Origin of the sequence: Nostoc sp. NMS2 (assembly GCF_017115105.1) — a bacterium.
Classification (GTDB): Bacteria; Cyanobacteriota; Cyanobacteriia; order Cyanobacteriales; family Nostocaceae; genus Nostoc.
The window spans coordinates 1-22172 of record NZ_JABXKH010000031.1; the positions used below are offsets into that span (position 1 = coordinate 1).

Annotated in this window: 18 protein-coding genes and 1 tRNA gene; 11 read left to right on the forward strand and 8 right to left on the reverse strand. The window is 41.5% G+C overall.

The genetic code is table 11. The features are described 5' to 3' along the window. Window positions 1-72 precede the first annotated feature (72 nt). The 4 genes from HWQ36_RS02925 to HWQ36_RS02940 form a co-directional block, all read right to left on the reverse strand. Window positions 73-444, reverse strand: a complete 372-nt coding sequence (locus tag HWQ36_RS02925) for a transposase (RefSeq protein ID WP_292697919.1) — start codon at window positions 442-444, stop codon at window positions 73-75. A gap of 201 nt (window positions 445-645) precedes the next feature. Then, window positions 646-1758: a ferrochelatase gene (locus tag HWQ36_RS02930; protein WP_292698075.1), complete on the reverse strand. Its 1113-nt coding sequence runs from the start codon at window positions 1756-1758 to the stop codon at window positions 646-648. A 406-nt stretch (window positions 1759-2164) separates the two neighbouring features. Further along, the gene (locus tag HWQ36_RS02935; protein ID WP_292697921.1) at window positions 2165-2497 is read right to left on the reverse strand and encodes a LemA family protein; all 333 of its coding nucleotides are present in this window, start codon (window positions 2495-2497) and stop codon (window positions 2165-2167) included. Further along, window positions 2455-2823, reverse strand: a complete 369-nt coding sequence (locus HWQ36_RS02940; protein WP_292697923.1) for a LemA family protein — start codon at window positions 2821-2823, stop codon at window positions 2455-2457. The genes HWQ36_RS02935 and HWQ36_RS02940 overlap by 43 nt, the downstream gene beginning before the upstream one ends. Window positions 2824-3106: 283 nt before the next feature. On the opposite strand from HWQ36_RS02940, the gene HWQ36_RS02945 reads away from it, so the two are divergent. The 3 genes from HWQ36_RS02945 to ilvB all read left to right on the forward strand — a co-directional run bounded on the left by HWQ36_RS02945 (window position 3107) and on the right by ilvB (window position 7282). Beyond that, a complete protein-coding gene (locus tag HWQ36_RS02945; RefSeq protein ID WP_292698077.1) occupies window positions 3107-3727 on the forward strand; it encodes a hypothetical protein in 621 nt (206 codons plus the stop codon). 246 nt (window positions 3728-3973) lie between these two features. Then, window positions 3974-5236 carry an MFS transporter gene (locus tag HWQ36_RS02950; RefSeq protein ID WP_292697924.1) on the forward strand — a complete coding sequence of 421 codons (1263 nt, stop codon included), beginning with the start codon at window positions 3974-3976 and terminating at the stop codon, window positions 5234-5236. A gap of 132 nt (window positions 5237-5368) precedes the next feature. Then, window positions 5369-7282, forward strand: a complete 1914-nt coding sequence (gene ilvB, locus HWQ36_RS02955; RefSeq protein WP_292697925.1) for a biosynthetic-type acetolactate synthase large subunit — start codon at window positions 5369-5371, stop codon at window positions 7280-7282. A gap of 375 nt (window positions 7283-7657) precedes the next feature. Here the strand turns inward: ilvB and HWQ36_RS02960 are convergent, their stop codons facing one another. Next, complete coding sequence (locus HWQ36_RS02960) at window positions 7658-8122, reverse strand: CYTH domain-containing protein (RefSeq protein WP_292697927.1); 465 nt, start codon at window positions 8120-8122, stop codon at window positions 7658-7660. 300 nt (window positions 8123-8422) lie between these two features. Between HWQ36_RS02960 and HWQ36_RS02965 the strand changes: the two genes are divergently transcribed. Together HWQ36_RS02965 and HWQ36_RS02970 are read left to right on the forward strand one after the other, a co-directional pair. Beyond that, a complete protein-coding gene (locus tag HWQ36_RS02965; RefSeq protein ID WP_292698079.1) occupies window positions 8423-8782 on the forward strand; it encodes a VOC family protein in 360 nt (119 codons plus the stop codon). A 309-nt stretch (window positions 8783-9091) separates the two neighbouring features. Continuing rightward, a complete protein-coding gene (locus HWQ36_RS02970; RefSeq protein ID WP_292697929.1) occupies window positions 9092-10432 on the forward strand; it encodes a recombinase family protein in 1341 nt (446 codons plus the stop codon). Between the two features lie 226 nt (window positions 10433-10658). Here the strand turns inward: HWQ36_RS02970 and HWQ36_RS02975 are convergent, their stop codons facing one another. The 3 genes from HWQ36_RS02975 to HWQ36_RS02985 form a co-directional block, all read right to left on the reverse strand. Beyond that, window positions 10659-11741, reverse strand: coding sequence for a glycosyl transferase (locus HWQ36_RS02975; RefSeq protein WP_292697931.1), 1083 nt, complete (start codon window positions 11739-11741; stop codon window positions 10659-10661). 21 nt (window positions 11742-11762) lie between these two features. After that, complete coding sequence (locus HWQ36_RS02980; RefSeq protein WP_292697933.1) at window positions 11763-12275, reverse strand: ATP-binding protein; 513 nt, start codon at window positions 12273-12275, stop codon at window positions 11763-11765. A gap of 86 nt (window positions 12276-12361) precedes the next feature. Further along, a complete protein-coding gene (locus HWQ36_RS02985) occupies window positions 12362-13552 on the reverse strand; it encodes an aminotransferase class V-fold PLP-dependent enzyme (protein WP_292697935.1) in 1191 nt (396 codons plus the stop codon). 530 nt (window positions 13553-14082) lie between these two features. Between HWQ36_RS02985 and HWQ36_RS02990 the strand changes: the two genes are divergently transcribed. The 6 genes from HWQ36_RS02990 (at window position 14083) to gltX (ending at window position 22169) form a co-directional block, all read left to right on the forward strand. Next, window positions 14083-15543 (forward strand): TM0106 family RecB-like putative nuclease, encoded by a 1461-nt coding sequence (locus HWQ36_RS02990; RefSeq protein ID WP_292697937.1) that lies wholly within the window; start codon window positions 14083-14085, stop codon window positions 15541-15543. Between the two features lie 132 nt (window positions 15544-15675). Further along, window positions 15676-16860 (forward strand): esterase-like activity of phytase family protein, encoded by a 1185-nt coding sequence (locus HWQ36_RS02995; RefSeq protein ID WP_292697939.1) that lies wholly within the window; start codon window positions 15676-15678, stop codon window positions 16858-16860. A 296-nt stretch (window positions 16861-17156) separates the two neighbouring features. Further along, a complete protein-coding gene (locus tag HWQ36_RS03000) occupies window positions 17157-18779 on the forward strand; it encodes a serine/threonine-protein kinase (protein ID WP_292697941.1) in 1623 nt (540 codons plus the stop codon). 95 nt (window positions 18780-18874) lie between these two features. Continuing rightward, window positions 18875-20401: a serine/threonine-protein kinase gene (locus HWQ36_RS03005; protein WP_292697943.1), complete on the forward strand. Its 1527-nt coding sequence runs from the start codon at window positions 18875-18877 to the stop codon at window positions 20399-20401. Window positions 20402-20511: 110 nt separating this feature from the next. After that, window positions 20512-20585, forward strand: a tRNA-Asp gene (locus HWQ36_RS03010). 138 nt (window positions 20586-20723) lie between these two features. After that, on the forward strand, window positions 20724-22169 hold the full coding sequence (gene gltX, locus HWQ36_RS03015) for a glutamate--tRNA ligase (RefSeq protein WP_292697945.1): 1446 nt from the start codon (window positions 20724-20726) through the stop codon (window positions 22167-22169). Window positions 22170-22172 lie beyond the last annotated feature (3 nt).

Genomic DNA, 22172 nt, shown 5'->3' on the forward strand with positions numbered 1-22172 from the left:
TCTATCTCATGATATTGACAAACTCCTTGCCCTTGTGGAATGAATCAGCCCTGCCATGCTGCGGGGTCTAAGTTAGATGCACGAAGTTTTGCGGCTAGTATTTGCTCGCTTTGAATTAATCACTTTTCCAACTGTCAGCGCAAATATTGGGTCGTGACGTAGAGTTTCATGGTCATTTATATCTTCATAACCCATGATTAAGCCATATATCCTTTGTGCAATTAAGCTGTGAACTGGATGTAAAACTTTATTTGGCTCTCGGTAATCTTTGAAACATGCTGCCAATTGTGATGTTATTTCTCTTTTCCTGTCTAGTTCCGCAATTAGTATTAATCCTGCATCAGATGTTACAGGCTCACCCTTGAAATTAACTACAACTGGACGTGACTCTACTTGTCCAAATACGAACTGTTCCGGTATACAATGATTTTTATTTGGGGTCATACTTTAAACTGCTGGAATTGTTTTGCAATATACATTTTGGCAGTTTTTGACCCCTATTTCTTCAAACTTCGTGAGAAATCCGGGTATTGTGGTGTACGTAAGAGCCAAAAGAATAAAAAATCCCATACCTTAAAGCATGGGAGTATCAAATTATTACACCATAAATGTAGGATGAGCAAAGCTTTACCCACCACACTCAACTTAATGATGGTGGTGATGATGATGCCCAGCGAGTTGGGGATTAACTGCCAAAGCTTGCTCTGACAACAACTCTGCAATATGATCGTTAGCCCATTGGGCCACCATTGCCAAAAATTCTGGGCGATCGTTAACGCAAGCCATTTGCACGTAGTTTGTGCCAGGATGCTGTTTCTCTAAAGCATGGATGATATGGTGTACATCCAATAGAGTTTCGTGGTTTTCTGTGGCAAAGCCAATTGGCATAAAAATTACCACTTTTGCACCCAATTGAATCAGGTTATTTGCTGCTTGCTCGGCGTTTGGCTGTGTCCAATCAATTAAGGGCGTGTCATGATTGAGCCAACCCACCGAGATTAACGGATAGCGATTAATCAACTTATCCCGAACTAAATCGTACATTGCTTCACTTTCGGCAATCCCAGAAGTAAAGCCTTTAGCTTTATGGGGACAGCCGTGGTTCATTAGCACAATGCCGATTTGAGAAGGCAGATAAGCTGCGGCTAACTCAGCAATTTTCTCTTCAACCAGATGAGCCATCAAATCGATGTAAGCTGGTTCGTTGAAGAAAGAAGGAATGTAACGCTGTGCTTTAACCCAGTGTTCCTCACCATCAGTCAACTCAACGAGAGCATTGTTAACTTGCTCGATCGCAATGCCACTGGTAAAGATAGAATCAACAACTAGCAGTGGGTAAATCAGCAGCTTATCGAAGCCTTGGTTTTTGATTTCTGCCAAGACTTGGTTGGGTAGAAAAGGAGCGCAAAAGTTAAAAGCCTTGAAAACTTGAACCTTATCGCCCCATTTTTCTTGTAAATTCTTCTCAATCCCAGCCCGTTGCTGTTCAAAGATGGCATTGTGTGGGGAGATAAAATCGTGGTGTGTGTGTCCCCACTCATGGCGGTCAAATAGCGCCAAAAGCTTTGCTAGGGGCGGATAAATCCAGGTTGGTACTGGTGCAAATTTTGCTGTCAGTAGATTTAAAGCCTGTTCGTTATAGTTGGCGAAATCTTCGTAGCTTTCGACTTCGCCGTAGCCCATAAGCAGTACGGCTACACGGTCTTTACCTGATATTTGCTCGTGACTATGTTGTACTTTTTCCGGCGTGGCAACCACAATTAGTTCCTCAATATAACCAGAGTGCAGAGACATTTGGAGTTAGAGAATAGTTTACACATTTTCCCTACTAGTAACTTATCCTATCCCATCCAGGGGGATAGGATGGGTGGGGAAATCAAGATAATACATCAAAAGACATACAAAACTTACGTGGGGCATTGGGCATCCCTTCCCTGCGGGACGCTACGCGAACGACTTTGCGGTTCCTGAGCATAGCCGAAGGGCAGGGCAAGTGGGCATGGAAAATTGAACCAATGCTAATACGGTTCGGTTAAGCCAAGAGACGCGATAAATCGCCGTCAAGACGAAGGATTGATTATTGTAGAGATAATTTAACTATTACGTTTAATCATTCTTGATTGTGTGTGGAAGTAAATTTTGACATATTTTTTCAAATTAAAAATTACTTAGAATTTATTTCAATATTTACATTATTTTTGGCTTGTGGATTAGCTTTAAACTGTAACTTTAATTGATATTTCATCCACCAAGCTATAATGTTTGTCGGAAACATTTCTACAGCATTGTTGTATTCAGTTACGGCAGAGTTATAAAATCTTCTAGCGGCGGAAAGTTGTTCTTCTACTTCATTCAAGGAATATTGTAATTTGATAAAATGGTCATTTGTTTTTAATTCAGGATATGCTTCCACTGCTACTAGAATTCTGCTTAACATTCTCGAAATTTGGTCTTCTACGGCAACTCGGCTATTACAGCGCTTCCGGCTATTATGCAATACAGTTTTTTTCCTTGCCCTCTCCTATCAAAGCTTTCAGATTTGGGAATGTACCTCATAGCTGCCGTAAGTGCTGTATTACTTAAACTTTTTGAATTTACTGTAGTTATGAGCCTACTAATTTCTATCAATATTTTTTGCTCAAATTGCATATACATTTGAGCTAATGTGACAAGTCTAGGTATCAAATCACTTCTTTTTTGTAGAATTACATCAACAGTAGAAAACGCATTATCAAATTGATTCTTTTTATAAATTAAACTATTGTATAAAACGATAGAATATATTAACAATAAAATTATAAAAACAATTATGAAAACAAGCATCTGATTGATAGAATTAATCTAATGCTATTTATAACTTAAATTAATACTTTTTTGAAATAGTATTCTTTCGGAATAATATGTAAAGCAGGTATATTTGCTCAGTAGAAATAAGGTAATATATAGCCATGCTATCTGATTTGTGAAAATTCGCGTGTGCAGATTCCCGACTTCTTTAAGAAGTAGGGGATCTAACTTTTCATGATAACTAAAAGCTAGCTGGTACGATATATATCCGAGTGTAAGCACAAAGAATTATCTTCCAATGCCCAATCCGAATATACAGATGAGTATAATTATTTGCCCTGGAATTCATGAACCAGAGTTAACTGAAAGCTTTAAAGTCGGATTATTAGATATGGTTTCTAATGGCGATATTGACCAAAATTCAGCAAATATACTGATTTATCCGGGTAAAGATGTTTTAGTTTTATCAGCATTGCACATTTTGCAGTTTTTGCGCGTTAGCGTAGCTCACCACAGGTATCGCTTGACCGGCTCTTTAAAATCACCAATTATATTTATTAGCTTTAGTGCTGGTGTAGTGGGGGCAATAGGGGCAGCGCATTTGTGGCAACTCTTGGGTGGTAGTGTGAAAGCTTTTATTGCTATAGATGGATGGGGAGTACCACTACAGGGTAATTTTCCGATTCATCGGATGAGTCATGATTATTTCACGCATTGGAGTTCTTGTTTGCTAGGTTGTGGGCAAAATAACTTTTATGCACAACCAGCAGTCGATCATTTGTCTATGTGGCGATGTCTAACGAAAAGCCGCTCTCCATCTACCTCCCAGACTGTACAAGGCTGGTGGGTAGATTCATCCATTGAAATTTATCCACCCAAAGGTTATCTGACAGCAGATGAGTTTTTGCTTATGCTGTTAAAGCGCTATGAAGCAAATTAGTCCGGACAATGGAATTACGAGTTAGGAGTTAGGAGTGGGGAAGGGAAAAGGTTACAGGTGACACGGTACAGGGGACAGTCAAGAAAAACTATGCCCCAATGCCCCATACCCAATGCCCAATACTTCGACTTACCTCGGCTTCGCCCTTCGGCTACGCTCAGGACAGGCTCGGCACAAGTCGCTCAGTACAAGTGCCCAATGCCCCATCCCCCATGCCCCATCTACCCAAAGAAAGAAAGTATCTAAATGTTTCCAACTGAACCGGCTGCTGTTAATAACGGGTTTGGCGCACTGCTAAAAAACCGTGGTTTTATGCTCCTGTGGATTGGGCAACTGGTGTCCCAGTTAGCAGATAAGGTTTTCTTCGTTTTGATGATTGCTCTCTTGGAGAATTACTCACCGCTTCCTGGGTTAGCACAAAACTCGATGTACTCAACTTTGATGCTGTCCTTTACAATACCAGCCATTTTGTTCGGTTCTGCTGGTGGTATCTTTGTTGACCGCTTGCCAAAAAAGCTAATTATGGTTGGCTCAGATGTCGTGCGGGGAATATTAACGCTGTGTCTTCCCTTGTTACCACGACAGTTTTTGATTCTATTAATCCTGACTTTTGCCATCTCCACGGTGACGCAGTTTTTTGCACCAGCTGAACAAGCAGCCATTCCCCTGTTGGTGAAGCGAGAGAATTTGTTAGCAGCTAATGCGCTGTTTACCAGCACGATGATGGGAGCTTTAATTGTTGGCTTTGCTATCGGAGAGCCGATTTTAAGTTTGGCGAAAAGCTGGATGGGAGAAGAATACGGTCAAGAGCTTGTGGTTGGTGGATTATACATATTATCGGCTGCAATCATGCAACCGATTAAGTTTAGAGAACCCAAACGAACGAGGGAACATCGGGCATCAAATAACCCTTGGACTGAATTCACTGAGAGCCTGCGCTATCTCAAGAAAAACCCTTTGATTTTGAACGCCATGCTGCAACTGACAACTTTATATTGTGTGTTTGCAGCGTTAACAGTGCTGACGATTCGATTAGCTGAAGAGTTTGGTTTAAAAGAAAAACAGTTTGGCTTTTTCTTGGCAGCAGCAGGGGTGGGTATGGTATCTGGTGCAGCGATTTTAGGTCACTGGGGTGATAAATTGCATCACAAGCCCCTACCCTTAATTGGATTTTTGATGATGGCACTAGTTTTAGGGGTGTTCACTTTTACGCACAACCTATTACTGGCGCTAGCACTCTGTGCATTTTTGGGTATAGGTGCTGCCCTAATTGGCGTACCCATGCAAACTTTAATTCAACAGCAAACACCACCTACCATGCATGGTAAAGTATTTGGCTTTCAAAATCATGCTGTTAACATCGCTCTGGCTTTACCCTTGGCGATTACTGGGCCATTAACTGATGCTCTGGGCTTGCGAATTGTGCTTGTAGGAATGAGCGTTATTGTTGTAGTTGTCGGTGTTTGGGCTTGGAAAAATACCCGCAATGTCTTGCAAGACGTAATTTAATTAATGTAGGCTTATAATCTAGCTTTATATTTAATATATAAAATTATCAGATTTTGATTGAACTTTTCAATTAAAATGAAATCTTAAATACAGAATTCAGCATTAACTTTAGCTATAGTCTGAGGTTTGACCGTGCGTTCACTAAGTGTCTCCGCAGGAGAATCGCTCTCCCAAATTAGTCTCCCACAAACTGAGAATCACAAACAATCTCGTGCTTCTAGCCCGCCAGTCCTGCCCAAACGCGCATCTGGCGGTTTTGCTCTACTTGACAGCCTTCATCGTCACGGCGTTGATTATATTTTTGGTTATCCTGGTGGAGCAATTCTACCAATTTACGACGACCTGTATAAAGTTGAAGCGACTGGTGCTATGAAGCACATTCTCGTGAGACACGAACAAGGCGCAGCCCACGCCGCAGACGGTTACGCCCGTGCAACGGGAAAAGTAGGAGTATGTTTTGGCACTTCTGGCCCAGGGGCAACTAACTTGGTGACAGGGATTGCCACTGCCTACATGGATTCAATCCCGATGATTGTGGTTACGGGGCAGGTAGCACGTCCGTCCATTGGTACAGATGCCTTTCAGGAAACCGATATTTACGGGATTACGCTACCGATTGTGAAGCACTCTTATGTAGTGCGCGATCCTAAAGATATGGCGCGAATTGTCGCCGAAGCTTTCCACATCGCTAGCACTGGGCGACCGGGGCCAGTTTTGATTGATGTCCCCAAGGATGTAGCTTTAGAAGAATTTGACTATGTACCCGTAAAACCAGGTTCAGTGAAGTTACGCGGTTATCGTCCCACGGTGAAGGGTAATCCAAGGCAAATTCATGCTGCAATTCAGTTGATTACTGAAAGTCGCCGGCCGCTATTGTATGTCGGTGGTGGTGCGATCGCAGCTGGCGCCCATGAAGAAATCAAAGAACTAGCTGAATTATTCGACATCCCTGTCACCACAACCTTAATGGGGATCGGTGCATTTGACGAACATCATCCCCTCGCGTTGGGAATGTTGGGGATGCACGGCACTGCTTACGCTAACTTCGCCGTAAGTGATTGTGACTTGCTGATTTGTGTCGGCGCTAGATTTGACGATCGCGTTACAGGTAAATTAGACGAATTCGCCTCCCGCGCCAAAGTCATTCATATCGACATCGATCCCGCAGAAGTCGGCAAAAACCGCGTTCCCGAAGTGCCCATCGTCGGCGATGTGCGGAACGTCTTAGTAGACTTGTTGCGTCGCTGCAAAGAAACAGGCGTTAAGGCTACCCCTAATCAAAACCAAGAATGGTTAAATTTAGTTAACCGTTGGCGCGAAGAGTATCCTCTAATAGTGCCGCACCATGCCGACAGCATTTCACCCCAAGAAGTGATTGTAGAAGTCAGTAGTCAAGCACCACACGCTTTCTACACCACAGATGTGGGACAACATCAAATGTGGGCAGCACAATTCCTCAAAAACGGCCCAAGGCGCTGGATTTCTAGCGCGGGTTTGGGAACGATGGGTTTTGGCTTACCTGCTGCTATGGGCGCTAAAGTAGCGTTTCCTGATGAAGAAGTGATTTGTATCAGTGGCGATGCTAGTTTCCAAATGTGTTTGCAGGAATTGGGAACATTAGCACAATATGAGATAAATGTCAAGACAATAATTATCAATAACGGCTGGCAAGGGATGGTGCGCCAGTGGCAGCAAGCCTTCCATGGTGAGCGTTATTCATGCTCCAATATGGAAGTAGGGATGCCAGACGTAGAGCTATTGGCACAAGCATACGGGATTAAGGGTATGGTGATTAGCGATCGCAGTCAATTAAAAAATGCGATCGCCGAGATGCTGGCACACAAAGGCCCAGTGATCTTAAATGTCCACGTCACCAGAGACGAAAACTGCTATCCAATGGTAGTCCCTGGTAAGAGCAACGCTCAAATGGTCGGCTTGCAAAAGCGATCGCCCAAAGCAGCAGCAGAGCCAGTGTATTGTAGTAACTGCAATGCCAAAAATGCTCCTACCCACAACTTCTGCGCTGAGTGCGGGACGAAGTTGTAACGCTTTTTAGATAATTCTGACCAGAGAGCAGGGGGGAAATGCTAGAATTCCCCTGCAAAAAGGGTTTCAGAGCAAATAAATTTTGATAACCATAGTTTTCGCCCTCACCCTAAATCCCTCTCCCAGAGATGGGAGAGGGACTTTGTGAAATTCTAGCTCCCCGAATCCCAGATATGGGGGATAGGTTGGGGGATGAGGGTAAATCCTTATTCATTAGAGTTGAACTACAGGTTTCAAGATAGACGTGGTTTAGTTCCCAATATTTTCGCAATTAAGCTGAAAAGCATCTAAGTTGAATAATCAAATTAAATAAAAATCTTGTGGGGTGGGCAACATGAGCGCCCTAATTATACAAATTAAATGCGGAACAGCTGCTTACCATTGTGAAAAAGGGTGTTTTACTAAATTGCTGTTGAAATATCTGGAATCATCAGAAACTTCTTGTCCAATCCAACTTGGTAGTTCAATTTTTTGATTTTCATCATTCAGTTCAACTTCTGCTAAAATCAATCCTTTATTAACACCATCAAACTCATCTATTTCCCAAATCAAACCACCCGATTGTATTTTATATCTGATTTTTTCTATAAAGGGACGTTCACATAATGCCTCAAGCATTTCTTGAGCATCTTCAACAGGAATAGGATACTCAAACTCTAATCTCGAATATTTTATATTGGGGCCTTTAATAGTCAAATAACTTTTTTCCCCTACTATACGTATACGCACAGTCGCTTTGTCTTGTGTGGCAATGTATCCTTGACGATATACACTACCTTCACATAATCCTCTCCAGCTATCTCCTCTCACTAAATATTTCCGCTCTATTTCTTTTGCCATTTTACTTACCTGATTATTTGCTTTTGTTTAGAAACAAACTGAGTTATTTTCAAAAAGAAATCCATGCGATCGCTCTTTTGCACAATGACTATCCCCTAATTCAGCGTTTCCCCATTAGTCAACTGCTGTCAGGATTCAAGTCTGTCAAATTTTTCAACTGCATACTCTGACTCTAATACACCCTTACCTGACTTTAAAATATGTTGGTAATAACAAGCCCTACTAGGGGTGAGGAATAAGCATTCCGTAAGGGTTCAAAGTACGTCAAAATTTAGATAAATGCGATCGCACTTACCGACAATGCAGATTACCCAAAGTCTCCATACAGCAATTCTTGTGACTGACTTAGAACGCTCTGAACACTTTTATGGCAAAGTATTAGGATTATCCAAAATAGATCGTTCTCTGAAATACGCTGGTGCATGGTATCAAGTCGGTAACTATCAAATTCACCTGATAGTTGCACCTACTGTCCCCACCGAAAACCCTAACGAAAAATGGGGACGCAACCCCCACGTCGCTTTCTCAGTGACTAACTTGGACGCTGCAAAACAAGAGTTGCTCAATCATAATTATCCCATTCAACCCAGCGCTTCCGGTCGCCCTGCCCTATTTACTCAAGATCCTGATGGAAATATTATTGAGTTGAGTCAGGAGTGAGGGGGAGTGGGGAGTGGGGAGTGGGGAGGTAGGGGAGGCAGGGGAGCAGGGGAGGCAGGGGAGGCAGGGGAGCAGGGGAGCAGGGGAGCAGGGGAGGCAGGGGAGGCAGGGGAGGCAGGGGAGGCAGGGGAGGCAGGGGAGGCAGGGGAGCAGGGGAGGCAGGGGAGGCAGGGGAGCAGGGGAGGCAGGGGAGGCAGGGGAGGCAGGGAGGCAGGGGAGCAGGGGAGGCAGGGGAGCAGGGGAGCAGGGGAGGCAGGGGAAGAAGAACTATTTATTGATTATTGACCAATGACAAATGACAAATGACCAATGAAAATAATTGCCTACTCTTACACCAATCCGCTATTAGAATCTGCTCCCGATCAAGCTGATTGGGGATGGGAGGTGGATTGGATTTATGAAGATTTGGGTAAGCCAGAGTCTTCTGGACAGACTACGCGAGAGTCCTTTGGACACGCTACGCGAACGCAATTACAACAATTATTTACCGATTGCGAAACTGAAGCAGCAGATTATCTTTTGATTCGTCGGTTGGAGGAATTGGGGGATACTGTAGAGGAAATTAGCGATCGCTTGCATAAACTCGAAGCGATGGGAGTAGCGATAATCGCCACAGAACAGCCCTACACTTCCGAAAATTACCCTCTGGGTGCTGACTTGCTAAATTTGCTAAATGCAATCCAACGTCAACAACGTAGTCGTCGCATCCGTCAAGGACACGCCCGGAATCGTCTTGAGGTTGCACCGCCACCCGGTAAAGTTCCCTACGGCTATCGCAGAGGTAAGGGAAAATATACTATCGATCGCAGTACTTCACCAGTAGTCAAAGATTTTTTTGAACACTTTTTACTCTATGGTTCCCTGCGGGGTTCGGTTCGTTACCTGGCGAAAAAATACGGCAAAAAAATCTCTGTCACAACTGGGCGACGCTGGTTGACTAATCCAGTTTATCGCGGCAATACAGCTTACCAAAATGGTGAAATTATTTCTAATACCCATATTCCGATAATTTCTAAAGAAGAAGCAGCCCAAGTTGACCGACTTTTACGCCGTAATAGCCGTTTACCATCCCGAACTGCTAGTGCTAGGCGTTCTTTAGCTGGGTTGGTTGTCTGTGCTGAGTGTCAGTCACATCTGACAGTTACTCGTGTCACCCAACGCAACCAAGATAAGGAGTATCTTTATTTACGTTCTACTAGCTGTCTTCAACGCCCTAAGTGTAAGGCTATTCCCTACCAAGAAGTGTTGGAACATACAATTGAAACCGTTTGCCGCGACTTACCCTTAGCTGTAGCGGGGATGAATTTTCCCCAATTGGATGCAGTCAAGAATAGTTTAGGACAAGCGATCGCTCGTCAACAAGAAATACTTGCTCAGTTACCCGCTTTAATCGAAACTGGAATTTTAGATGTTGAAACAGCAAAGCTAAGGGCTTACAAACTCCGCACAGAAATTTCTACACTCGAAGCAAAATTGGCGACTCTTCCCCCAGTTAATTTGCGTTCTGTTGCTCAAGCTGTTTCAATACCGCAATTTTGGTTAGATTTGTCGGAAACAGAGCGACGATTTTACTTTCGAGAATTTATCAGACAAATTGAGATTACTATTCAAAATAAAGAATTAAAACTCAAAGTTATCTTTATTTTTTAATATAAAAAATATTAAACTCAACAAGCACACCCATAGTCCTCTAAGAAGTCGGGGATCTAATTTTTCACCAATGACTTAGGATTGCTATATTCATATATAGCTTTTCCTAATCAAATGAGATACATCATAGCCCCCTATCGAAGAGCGGGGAGGGGGTTGGGGGTGGGGTTTTTGTACCTCACTCAACTGGGAACCGCTATATTAATTTATACTATTTTGAATGACTTTATTTGGTCTGTAAATAATTGAGAACCGCTTTAGCGATCGCTTCATTACCATCCTTAGCAATTAGCTGGGATTGCTTTGGTCGTTGGGGTAACTGATGCAGAAAATCCCAAGTCCCTTGAAAAAACTCAGATGGGGTGATGATTTGATGCTGGTTATAATTAGTTATGCCTTCTACTAGAAAAGTTGCTTCGGCAAAATCCTCACGGGGGATAGTAACAATAGGTACACCGAGTAGTGTAGCTTCAGCAAAAGTACTATAGCCAGGTTTAGAGACGACTCGCCCACAAATAGGCATAAAATCTACAGGTCGGTATTTACGGTCATTAATTTTCACTAAATTAGGCAAATCAGGCGCAGATTGATCGAAGACGATAAATTGCCAATCTGGGAATTGCCGCAGGTTATCGTAGGGGATTTGCTGCAAACCCAAGCCGCCAAAGGTCAACAAAATAGTTTTTTCGATAGGTGCAGTTATTCCCCAAAAAGAACGTAAATCATCAGCAGAGTAATGGGGGGAACCGCCTGTTAGTCCGACATCTGTGATATTGTTGAAAGCTTGCATCGGTTCGTGGAAAGGGAGACGGAATAGGCGATCGCACTTTGAGTACCAATCACTAATCCAATCTGCAACTGCTGTAAATTCTCCTCCCCAATCCCGGTAGATCAAGTCCCAGCCAAAGTTACTCATCATCCAGCAAGGGATATTTGCACCTTTGGCAAACCCAGGAGCAAGGAAGGGAATATCTGCCAAGATGAGATGAACGCGATTTTGGCGGATAAAATTCACTTCTGAGGCAATCAGCGAATTTTGATGTTTCTTAATATCCAGCAACTTTTCTAAAGTCGCTACTTTATCCATTGTCAAGCTATCGGTTTGCACCACACCCAAATCAAATGCACGGGGACGATAGATGAAATCGCCTTCTATATAGCACTCTAGCAACCAGCGCGGGGCAGTAGTAACAAGAATTAGCAGGACTTCTGGACATAATTTTTGAATTGTCGCAGCTACAGAAGCAATGCGGGTAGCATGACCAAAACCGTGGTTAGTTATGGCTAAGTATAAGATTGGGCGTTCCATTTTAATTTTAAAAATTATGAATTATTGGATAATACAATTGAGTTCTAGCCAATCTTTGATAGTGCATTCATTCTGGAATAGCAAAATATTTTCATCTACTTCAGGAGGCTGAAAATTTTGCATTAGTTCGGCGAAAATTTCCTTTTTGATTCCTTGACGTTTTTTAGTCTGTTCATTCATTTGCATTCTTATGTAAATTTCCTCTAGCGGAACATCGAGGTAAATTACTTTGGTTTCATAATTATGTCGTTTGGCGACCTCTCTAAATCTGTCACGCAACCAACGAAAACAGTTTGTATCATCAAGAACGATGTCTTGTTCTAGCTGCATTAAATTATCCAAAATACCAATTGCGATCTGGTGAGTATTTTCCCACTCTTCAACGGAAATACCATCTCCACCAAAACCAAGTCCTCGCTCTTTATTGATATCATCCAGACTTACAGATGCACAGTTTAGGTAATTGACTATTGCTTTAGCCAAGGTACTTTTACCGGAAAACGCCAAGCCACAAAGTAAATAAAGGGTTTTCATTTAGTTCAGCAGAGTTAAGTACAGCCTCTTAACTGGAGATAGCATAACGCACTAGTAAAAGTGCGTTACAGCACACCCTACTTATCCTACATTTTGCAAAAGCTTTGAATCGCCTCAAGCAATTGGTCGATTTCCGATTCTAAAGTCAGGTAATGGGTGGTGACACGTATACAGCTAGGATCGGCAATTGTCCGAGTTAATATGTTTTGTGAGTCTAAAAATTGTACTAATTTGAGATTAGCTTGGGGCTGATTATTTGCAAGTTGGAACGATACTATACCGCATTCGGGTGGGGATGTTCGCAAACATTTAACATCGGGTAACGATACTAAGCGCTGCCAAAGATACCCACTATTTTGACAAATTTGCTCGTAACGTTCCTGTGAAGTTCCCCATTGCTGATGAATTGCGATCGCTTCCTTTAACCCAACATACAACGGATAAGCTAAGGTAGACACTTCATACCGTCGCCCATCTGGAAGCCAGTCAACAGGCTGAGATTGACTATCCACAACAATACCATTCAAGCCAATAAACGTAGGTTTCAGGCTTTCTCGTGCTTCTGGTCGGACATACAAACCACCAGCACCCGTAGGGCCACATAGCCATTTGTGACCAGTGAAAGCATAAAAATCTACACCCAATTCTGTCAAGTTTAAAGGCAATAAACCAACAGATTGGGCAGCATCTATCAATAAAAAAGAATGATTATTTCTGCATACTTCGGCAATTTTGTCAAGAGGTAAAACTTGACCAGTATTCCAGAAAACATGACTTAATATTACAAGACGGGTATTAGGACGTAAGTGGTGGGCAATAACTTTTACAGGATCGCCCTCATTTAAAGTCGCCTTCAGAGGACAGGTAGTAACTTCTACCGCAAATCTCCGCGCGATTTCCTGTGTGGTGGCAATCACGCCTGGATGTTCGCAGTCTGAGAGCAGTATATGGTCGCCAGAATGCCAGTCGATACCCCACATAGCGATATTACAGCCAACTGTGACATTCTGGGTAAGGGTAATTGTCTCACTTGGTGCATTTAACTCCGAAGCGATCGCAACTCTTGCGGCTTGAGTCTGCGGTGCTATCCAGCGATACGCCTCATTACCAAAGGGGCCTATTTGCTGAACATAAGCCTGAGTTTCGGTCATAGCATCCATTGCCCTTTGGGGCATTGGCCCTTGTCCCCCATAATTGAAATAAGTCTTATTGGCTAAAGCGGGAAATTGCTCTCGATGGCTATGCAGCCTGGTTTGGGCGACAGAAAGACTAGTCATAATTTCTAAGGGATATCTTTTGTTTACAGGCTATTGATACCTAGTAGCAATGGTAAAAATAGGCATGAGATTAATTTTAGCGATCGCAGCCAAATCTTATCTCGTAATCAGTAACGTTGCAGGAGGCAGAAGGAGTAAATCAGTAGTGACAGTATAGAATAAACGGCAAATCATGTGTAATATAGCGCTTCTCGAATGGATACAATACAGTTTGACCTCTCTCCAAACCTCTCTCCTAAGAGGAGAGAGGCTTTGAATCTTGCTCCCCTTCCCTACAAGGGAAGGGGCTGGGGGTTATGTCTGTATTGCACTCAACTGAGAACCGCTATAGTCTGTGAATTCAACTTTGACGAGTAGATAAATTCTTCAATTTCTCTTCTTTCCTTCTTCCTTGGCGGACTTCGCGTCTTTGCGGTTCGTTCTTTCCCCTTCAAACTTCGCTTGACAGACCAGTAGAGGCGATCGCCACTTGCAAACTTTAGTTGTCTAAGTTACCCCCACATAATACTAATTCTTGTTAACTTAAAAGAATGCTAATTAATGCTGAACTCCTACTGCAATATCAACGCTGTAAACGCCGAACTTTTCTAGATATCCACGGTGACAAAAGTCAGCGCGATGCACCCAATGAGTTGCTGCGGAAACTGCAACAGGACAAAATCGCTCATCAGCTAGGTGCTTTGGCACAGATGACTTACCACCAACCAGATTATTCTTATGGAAACTGGGAAATAGCAGAGAAGGCAACTTTAGAATTGATGGAGCGTGGGGTTGAGTATATCTATAAAGGAGTACTCCTAGCAAATTATTCTGAAGCATACACTTTACTGAGTCGTCCAAATTTACTCGTCAAACAGCCAGGAAAGTCTCGTTTTGGAGATTGGATGTATGTCCCGGCTAGTATTGAACTGGGTAAGCGCCCTAAGCAAGAATATCAAGTTGTCGCTGCATTTCATACCCAAGTTTTGGCAACAGTGCAGGGAGTTGTACCAGAAACAGCTTTGCTGATATTGCGAACCAAAAACACCAACTATACGGTGGATTTGTTTAAATGGATGCCACGGATGCAGCAAATTCTGGAGGAGTTTATTGAAGTTTTAGAGTTACCGAATTCGCCAGAGGTGTTTATTTCTCGGCAAAAGTGCAATTTTTGCCACTGGTATAGTCAATGTTATGCGATCGCTCAATCTGAAAAACATCTCTCACTATTACCAGGCGTAACACCTCTTCGCTACACTCAACTCCAAGACGTAGCCATAACCACACTAGAATCTCTTGCTAATACCAGTCCCAGCACCTTAGAAAATCTAGTTGGTTTTGACCCTAAAATAGCACCCAAGCTAGTAGTGCAAGCTCAATCTGCATTGCAAAAACGACCCCTAATTTTACCCTACCCGCTACCAATAGAAGATATTACATTCACAGCACCCATAGAGCTTTACTTTGATATTGAGGCACAGCCAGACTTAGATTTAAATTATCTTTTGGGGGTTTTGGTAGTTGATAGACTTGCCAACACAGAACAGTTTTATTCGTTTTTAGCAGATAAACCAGAAGACGAAGAATTAGTTTGGCAGCAATTTTTGGATTTAGTTTGGCAATATCCCGCAGCGCCAATTTATCATTTTTGTGTCTACGAGTATGATACAGTCAAACGGCTAGCAAAGCTTTACAACACTCCCAACGCCTCAGTGCATCCTGTACTGAACCGATTTGTGGATGTGTATGAACAATTAACCCAGAGTGTAGCATTACCTGTAGAAAGTTATGCCCTCAAAGCGATCGCCCGTTGGTTAGGATTTGAGTGGCGGGAAAAAGAAGCTAGTGGTGCCAAATGTATTTACTGGTACGATCAGTGGTTAGAAACAGGCGATCGCACCTTACTAGAAATTATCCAAAGCTACAACGAAGATGACTGCCGCGCTACCCACAGAGTAAAAGACTGGCTTGTAAACTTTTTTCAGGACGAATATGGTTTGCGACTAGCTTAAGTGATTTCGTATTTTATAAAAGTTTTCAATTTGTTGGAATATACATTATTTTTAGCAGCGCACAGATGTGTAGTGCTATATTCTTCAGCGTGATATCTTATTTGTTAATTTTACACTCTCACAAAAAACTCTATGCGGCTAATTAAAAAAACCTTCGCAATCCCACGAATTATCTACTTCTTTATCCCGATTATAGTTATCAGTTTTTTCTTCACAAACTTACCATCAAGCGCCGTTGAAGTTAGTAACATAGAGTTTATCGGTGAAGCTACTTTACCGAAAGGTTTAATCTTTAAGAAAACCGAGGTTGGAGGTTTATCTGGAATTACATATAATGCAAAAGACAACCTTTATTATGCTATTTCTGATGACCGTGGACAAAAAGCGGCTGCCCGCTTCTACACCCTGAAAATAGATTTAAGCAAGGGTTATCTAAAAAAGAGCGGAGTTATTCCCGTAGATGTCACCACATTATTAAATGAAACCGAGCAAACATTTCGTCCTGGTGAAACTGATACAGAAGGTATTGCATTAACTAATAAATCAACTGTATTTATTTCTTCTGAAGGCGATGCTGCAAAACTAATTAATCCTTTTATTAAAGAATTTTCACTATCTTCTGGCAAAGAAATTACAACACTTCCCATCCCAAACAAATTTTTGCCAGATAAAACTGCTAAACAAGGCATCCGCAACAATTTGGCTTTTGAAAGTCTCACCATCACACCCGATAAAAAGAATCTATTTACAGCCACCGAAAATGCTCTTATTCAAGATGGTGTTGCAGCTAAACCTAACATCGGTAGTCCTTGCCGGATTTTGCAATACAACTTGCTCAACAGCCAGCCAGAAAAGGAGTTTCTTTACCAGACAGAACCAGTTTCACCCTTTTTAAATCTGACTGGCAAATTTGCTAGTGGATTACCTGATTTACTTGCTCTCGATGATCAAGGGCACTTCCTAAGTTTAGAACGGTCTTTTACCGGTTTAGGATTTGCTATTTCCCTGTTTCAGGTTTCTTTAGAACAAGCTGATGATATTCATCACATAGATAGTCTTTTAGCAGTTGACTCCAAAAATATTAAACCAGTTCAGAAAAAACTACTGTTAGATTTGAGAACCCTAGATGTACTGCTAGACAACATCGAAGGCTTAACTCTTGGTCCTAAACTACCCGATGGTCAACAATCATTAATTCTTGTGAGCGATAACAATTTTAACTCACTGCAACGTACCCAGATACTAGCCTTTAAAATTAAAATTGAAACACCACTGATCAGATTACTACGCCGTTTACTGCCGAATCTCAATCGTTAACTGTACAGATTTATCGCGCCTTTACTGCTATTTACTTGTTTAAAGCTTATTCCTGTGTATTCACGGAATTTACTAGGTAGCTTTATCTAGTCTATTCGTAGTTTCCGTGTAATTTCTCAACCGTATTCATTAATAAATATGTTACATAATATTTAGGAAATTTTACAGACAGATTAACCTTAATAGCAGGATATGATTAATTTCCTACAAATTCTGATATTTTTTAGATTTAAATGTAGTACTTAACTAGACTTATTAAAATAATTTGCCAACAATATTTTTCATAAATGATTTTTATGCCACAAAAAGAAATTGAGAATATGGTAGGGCAAAAAGCACAATTAGACAATTACATTGGACAATTTTTAGATAATCGCTACTTAATCAAGCATTTGATTGGCAAAGGGGGAATGAGTAGAGTTTATTTAGCAGAAGATACTGCTAAAGGTGGTATGCCGATCGCAATCAAAATCTTATCATTTAGTTTGGCGAACCAGCACATGTCCCAACGCTTTGCCAGAGAGATTTTTATTGGCGCTCAATTGGGCCGCAAAAGTAAACATATTGTTCGTATTTTAAATTATGGGTTTACTGAGGATAAAACCCCTTTTTATGTCATGGAATACCTCAAAGGAAAAAATCTCAAGCAAATTCTTAAAATTCAGCCCTTAACAATATCGAAATTTTTGAAGATTTGTAATCAAATTTGTTTAGGCTTACAATGTGCCCATCAAGGTATCAGCCTTAAAGGAGAAATTTATCCCATTGTTCACAGGGATATAAAACCCGAAAATATATTCCTTAGTGAAGATAGTAAAGAAGGGGAAATTGTTAAAATACTTGATTTTGGCATCGCCAAATTTTTAACAGAACGAAGTGGAATGACTCTGACAGATTCTTTTATTGGCAGTTTACCTTACTGTTCTCCAGAACACATGGAAGGTCGCAAATTGCTAGATGTGCGCTCTGATATTTACAGTTTGGGAGTACTAATGTTTGAGATGCTAACAGGAAAACATCCATTTCAGACCAAAAGTAACTCCTTTGGTACTTGGTATCAAGCGCATCGCTTTCAAATGCCACCTACAGTTGAAGAAGTGAATCCGCAAGTCAAAATACCGCAGGTATTAGAAAAACTATTGATGAGTTGTTTAGCGAAAGAAGTAAGCGATCGCCCGCAAAATGTCAACCGAATATTAGAATATTTAGAAAAGGTTAATAGTCAGATTAATGATGTTATTCCTAACAATAGTAGCGACATTATTAAAGTCTCACTTCCAGTTCAATTAGTACCTGCAACTTTCTTATCAGAACAAGAGTGTTTACAGAAAAATTGGCCTAAGAACAAACCAATTGGCGCAATTGGTTTTCCCCATTTATTACAAACTCCTCAAAGACCTATACCAACTTTTTGGGCAATGTTGCCCAAACAAGAGATTACAAAATTTTTGAATAAAGTACACAGCACTGAATTTATTAGTCAAATTAATGTATATCCGATGCTATTGTGGGTAACAGTGCTATACGATGCCCAGCCTTCTATGACTAAGTGGCTACCTTATTTTCTAGATTTGAAAGATAATAAAGGGCAAAATATAGCACGTAGTTTAGCAGAGGTAGGCTACTATCATCTACTATTTTTTCCCCTAGAAGATCCAAACCGTTGCTCTCATGTAACAACCTTAAGTCTCACAGCTAATCAGCGCCAGCAACTTATAGATTGGTTAGATATGAGTCAACAGTCAAATGAATTAATTTTGTCTAATCAAGCTAAAAATCTTCTAAAAACAGAGTACGAAAAACTGAAATTAGACATTTTACAAAAGTTAGCCGCAGAGCATAAAGCTGACAAAGAAGGGTTAAAAAATTGGATGAATAAATTATTGGGGATTTTTTTTAAACTTTTATCGCGTTCTTAAAAGTGCGTGATTAAAATGCTAGCCACCATTACCTAATTATATTCTTATGTGTGTATTACTAACTTTAAATAGACTCAGTAGCAGAGGTAAATAAAGTGAATCAAAGCCCATTTACATCTCCAAGTAGTACGGGCTTACTTGCCAATCGTTATCAACTCAAGCAATTAATTGGTAGCGGTGGTATGGGTGAAGTTTTCTTAGCAAATGATATTTTGTTAGGAGGTATACCAGTTGCTATCAAGTTTTTGACTCAGACTGTTGTTGATAGCAAGATGCAACAAGACTTTGCTCGTGAAGCTTTAATGAGTGCAGCTTTGAGTCAAAAGAGCTTACACATAGTCCGGGCGTATGATTATGGTGTGAATGAGAAAGGAAAACCATACTACGTTATGGAATATCTATGCGGTAAGAGTTTAAAGGATTTAATTCCGCTACCATTGTCGATGTTTTTGACTCTTTCCCGCCAAATTTGTTTGGGCTTACAGTGTGCCCATCAAGGCATTAATATTGACGGCAAAATTTGTCCGTTGGTTCATAGAGATATTAAGCCTGCTAATATATTAGTTATTCCCGATCCGATATTAGGTCAGTTAGTTAAAATTCTCGATTTTGGGATTGCTAGATTTTTAAATTATGCATCAACAGCTAGTACAAGCAGAGGATTTAATGGCACTTTACCCTACTGTTCTCCAGAACAGCTAGATGGAGAAAAATTAGATAGTCGCTCTGATATTTATAGCTTGGGTGTAATGATGTTTGAAATGCTCACAGGTAAAAAGCCTTGGGAACCCGAAACTGATTACTTTGGTGCTTGGTATAAAGCACATCACTTTGAACAACCCAAAACGATCGCAGATGTTAAACCCACTCTTAAAATACCTCAGAAGCTAAATAATTTAATCATGTCTTGTCTTGCAAAAAAATCTTGCGATCGCCCCCAAAATATCGCTCAAATTTTGCAAGTATTAAATAGCTTAGAACAATCTAATTCTACCACTTTACCAACAACTTTATCCTCTAATCCCATCCTTAGCCGTCCCCTAGATTCTGGATTACCAATTGCAGTAGAACAAAGCTGTCGGCAACTTTTGTGGCCTCCAAATAAACCAATTCAAGAAATTGTTTTTCCCCAGCTTCTAGATACCACACAAGGAACTATGACAGCACTATGGTTGATGTTGCCTAAACAAGAAATCAAAAACTATGCTCTTTCTACCCGTTACAACCAGTTTATCTTCATAACATCCCCTCACCCAATGCTGTTATGGGTAACTGTACTCTACAATCGGGAATTGGCTCCTAAGTGGCTACCCTGCTATTTAGATATGCAAAATCCCCAAAATCTTAGGATGGTAACTTTCCTGGCTGAAAATGAACACTATCCTTTGATTTTATTTTCTTTGGAAGCACCACATTCCTGCATGAACGTTCTCAGCTGTCGCATCGAGCCAACTCAGCGACAAATGTTGAAAACCTGGGTGCAACAGAGTTATAGTCTACCACCAGCTTCTAAGCCCCAGTTGGGCAAACAGCTATTAAAGCAGCAGTATAAACAAATGCAATCCCGGATATTGCAGCATCTGGAATCCAAGCCCCAGGTTGTATTATCAAGGTCTATTTAATGAAAATTCGTAATTTGGAGAGACGGGGCGAAAATAATTTATAGTTTCCCACTCCAAAATACTTGACAAGCAGAAAAAAAATAGTGATAATAGCAAAGTTGACCAAACAAGGGACTGTAGTTCAATTGGTTAGAGCACCGCCCTGTCACGGCGGAAGTTGCGGGTTCGAGCCCCGTCAGTCCCGTTCTAAATTTATGAGTAGTGAATCACCGAACTGAACTTCGGTGCTTTTGGGTTTCGAGTTCCCCAAAAGGATTGACCCAGAATTTGGGGTTTGAATATAAGCTACATTTATCATGCTTTGCGAAAGAGAGAATTAACTGTGACTGTTAGAGTCCGTATTGCACCGAGTCCAACCGGAAATTTACACATTGGTACAGCTAGAACGGCTGTATTTAACTGGTTATTTGCCCGTCACCACGGCGGAAAATTTATATTACGAATAGAAGATACAGACCTAGAGCGATCGCGTCCCGAATACACCGACAATATTCTTGAAGGACTGCGCTGGTTAGGACTGAACTGGGATGAAGGGCCATTTTTCCAATCCCAACGCCTGGATCTTTATAAAGAAGCAGTACAAAAACTGCTAGAAAAAGGATTAGCCTATCGCTGCTACACCACCAGCGAAGAACTAGAAGCACTAAGAGAAGCCCAAAAAGCTAGAGGCGAAGCTCCTCGTTATGACAACCGTCACCGCAACCTCACCCCAGAACAACGCGCCGCATTTGAAGCAGAAGGTCGTTCTTCTGTGATTCGCTTCAAAATTGAAGATGGGCGGGAAATTGTCTGGAATGACCTAGTAAGGGGAAAAATGTCTTGGCGAGGTAGCGATTTAGGTGGTGATATGGTCATCGCCCGCGCCTCAGAAGAGGGTAGCGGTCAACCTCTATACAATTTTGTCGTTGTAGTGGATGACATCGATATGCAAATCACCCATGTCATCCGGGGAGAAGACCACATCGCCAACACCGCCAAGCAAATTCTGCTATATGAAGCAATGGGTGCAAAAATTCCAGAGTTCTCCCACACGCCGTTAATTTTGAACATGGAAGGGCGCAAGCTTTCTAAGCGGGATGGTGTTACTTCCATTTCTGACTTTCAGAAAATGGGCTTTACCTCTGAAGGTTTGGTGAATTACATGACATTGTTGGGTTGGTCGCCACCAGACTCGACGCAAGAAATATTTACTTTAGAAACAGCAGCCAAAGAGTTTGGCTTTGAGCGTGTAAATAAAGCAGGCGCAAAGTTTGACTGGGACAAGCTGGATTGGTTGAACAGTCAGTATATCCACAATACGCCAGTAGATAAACTCACAGATTTACTCATACCCTTTTGGGAAGCGGCTGGCTATAAATTTGATGGTGGAAGAGAACGCCCCTGGTTAGAACAGTTAGTAACTTTAATTAGCCAGAGTTTGACTCGTTTGGTAGATGCAGTAGCTCAAAGCCAACTGTTTTTTAGCGATACAGTTGAATTTAGCGAAGAAGGCAGTACGCAACTAAAGCAAGAAGGTTCTACTGCTGTCCTTGAGGCGATTGTCACAGCTTTAGAAAATCAGCCGCAACTGTCGGAAGCCGCCGCCCAGGATATTATTAAACAAGTGGTGAAAGAGCAAAAAGTCAAAAAAGGCTTATTAATGCGATCGCTCCGAGCAGCCTTAACTGGAGATGTTCATGGCCCCGACCTCATTCAATCTTGGTTATTACTAAATCAGATTGGTTTGGATAAGTCGCGTTTGAGTAGGGCAATAACAGAAGCTAATTAGCAA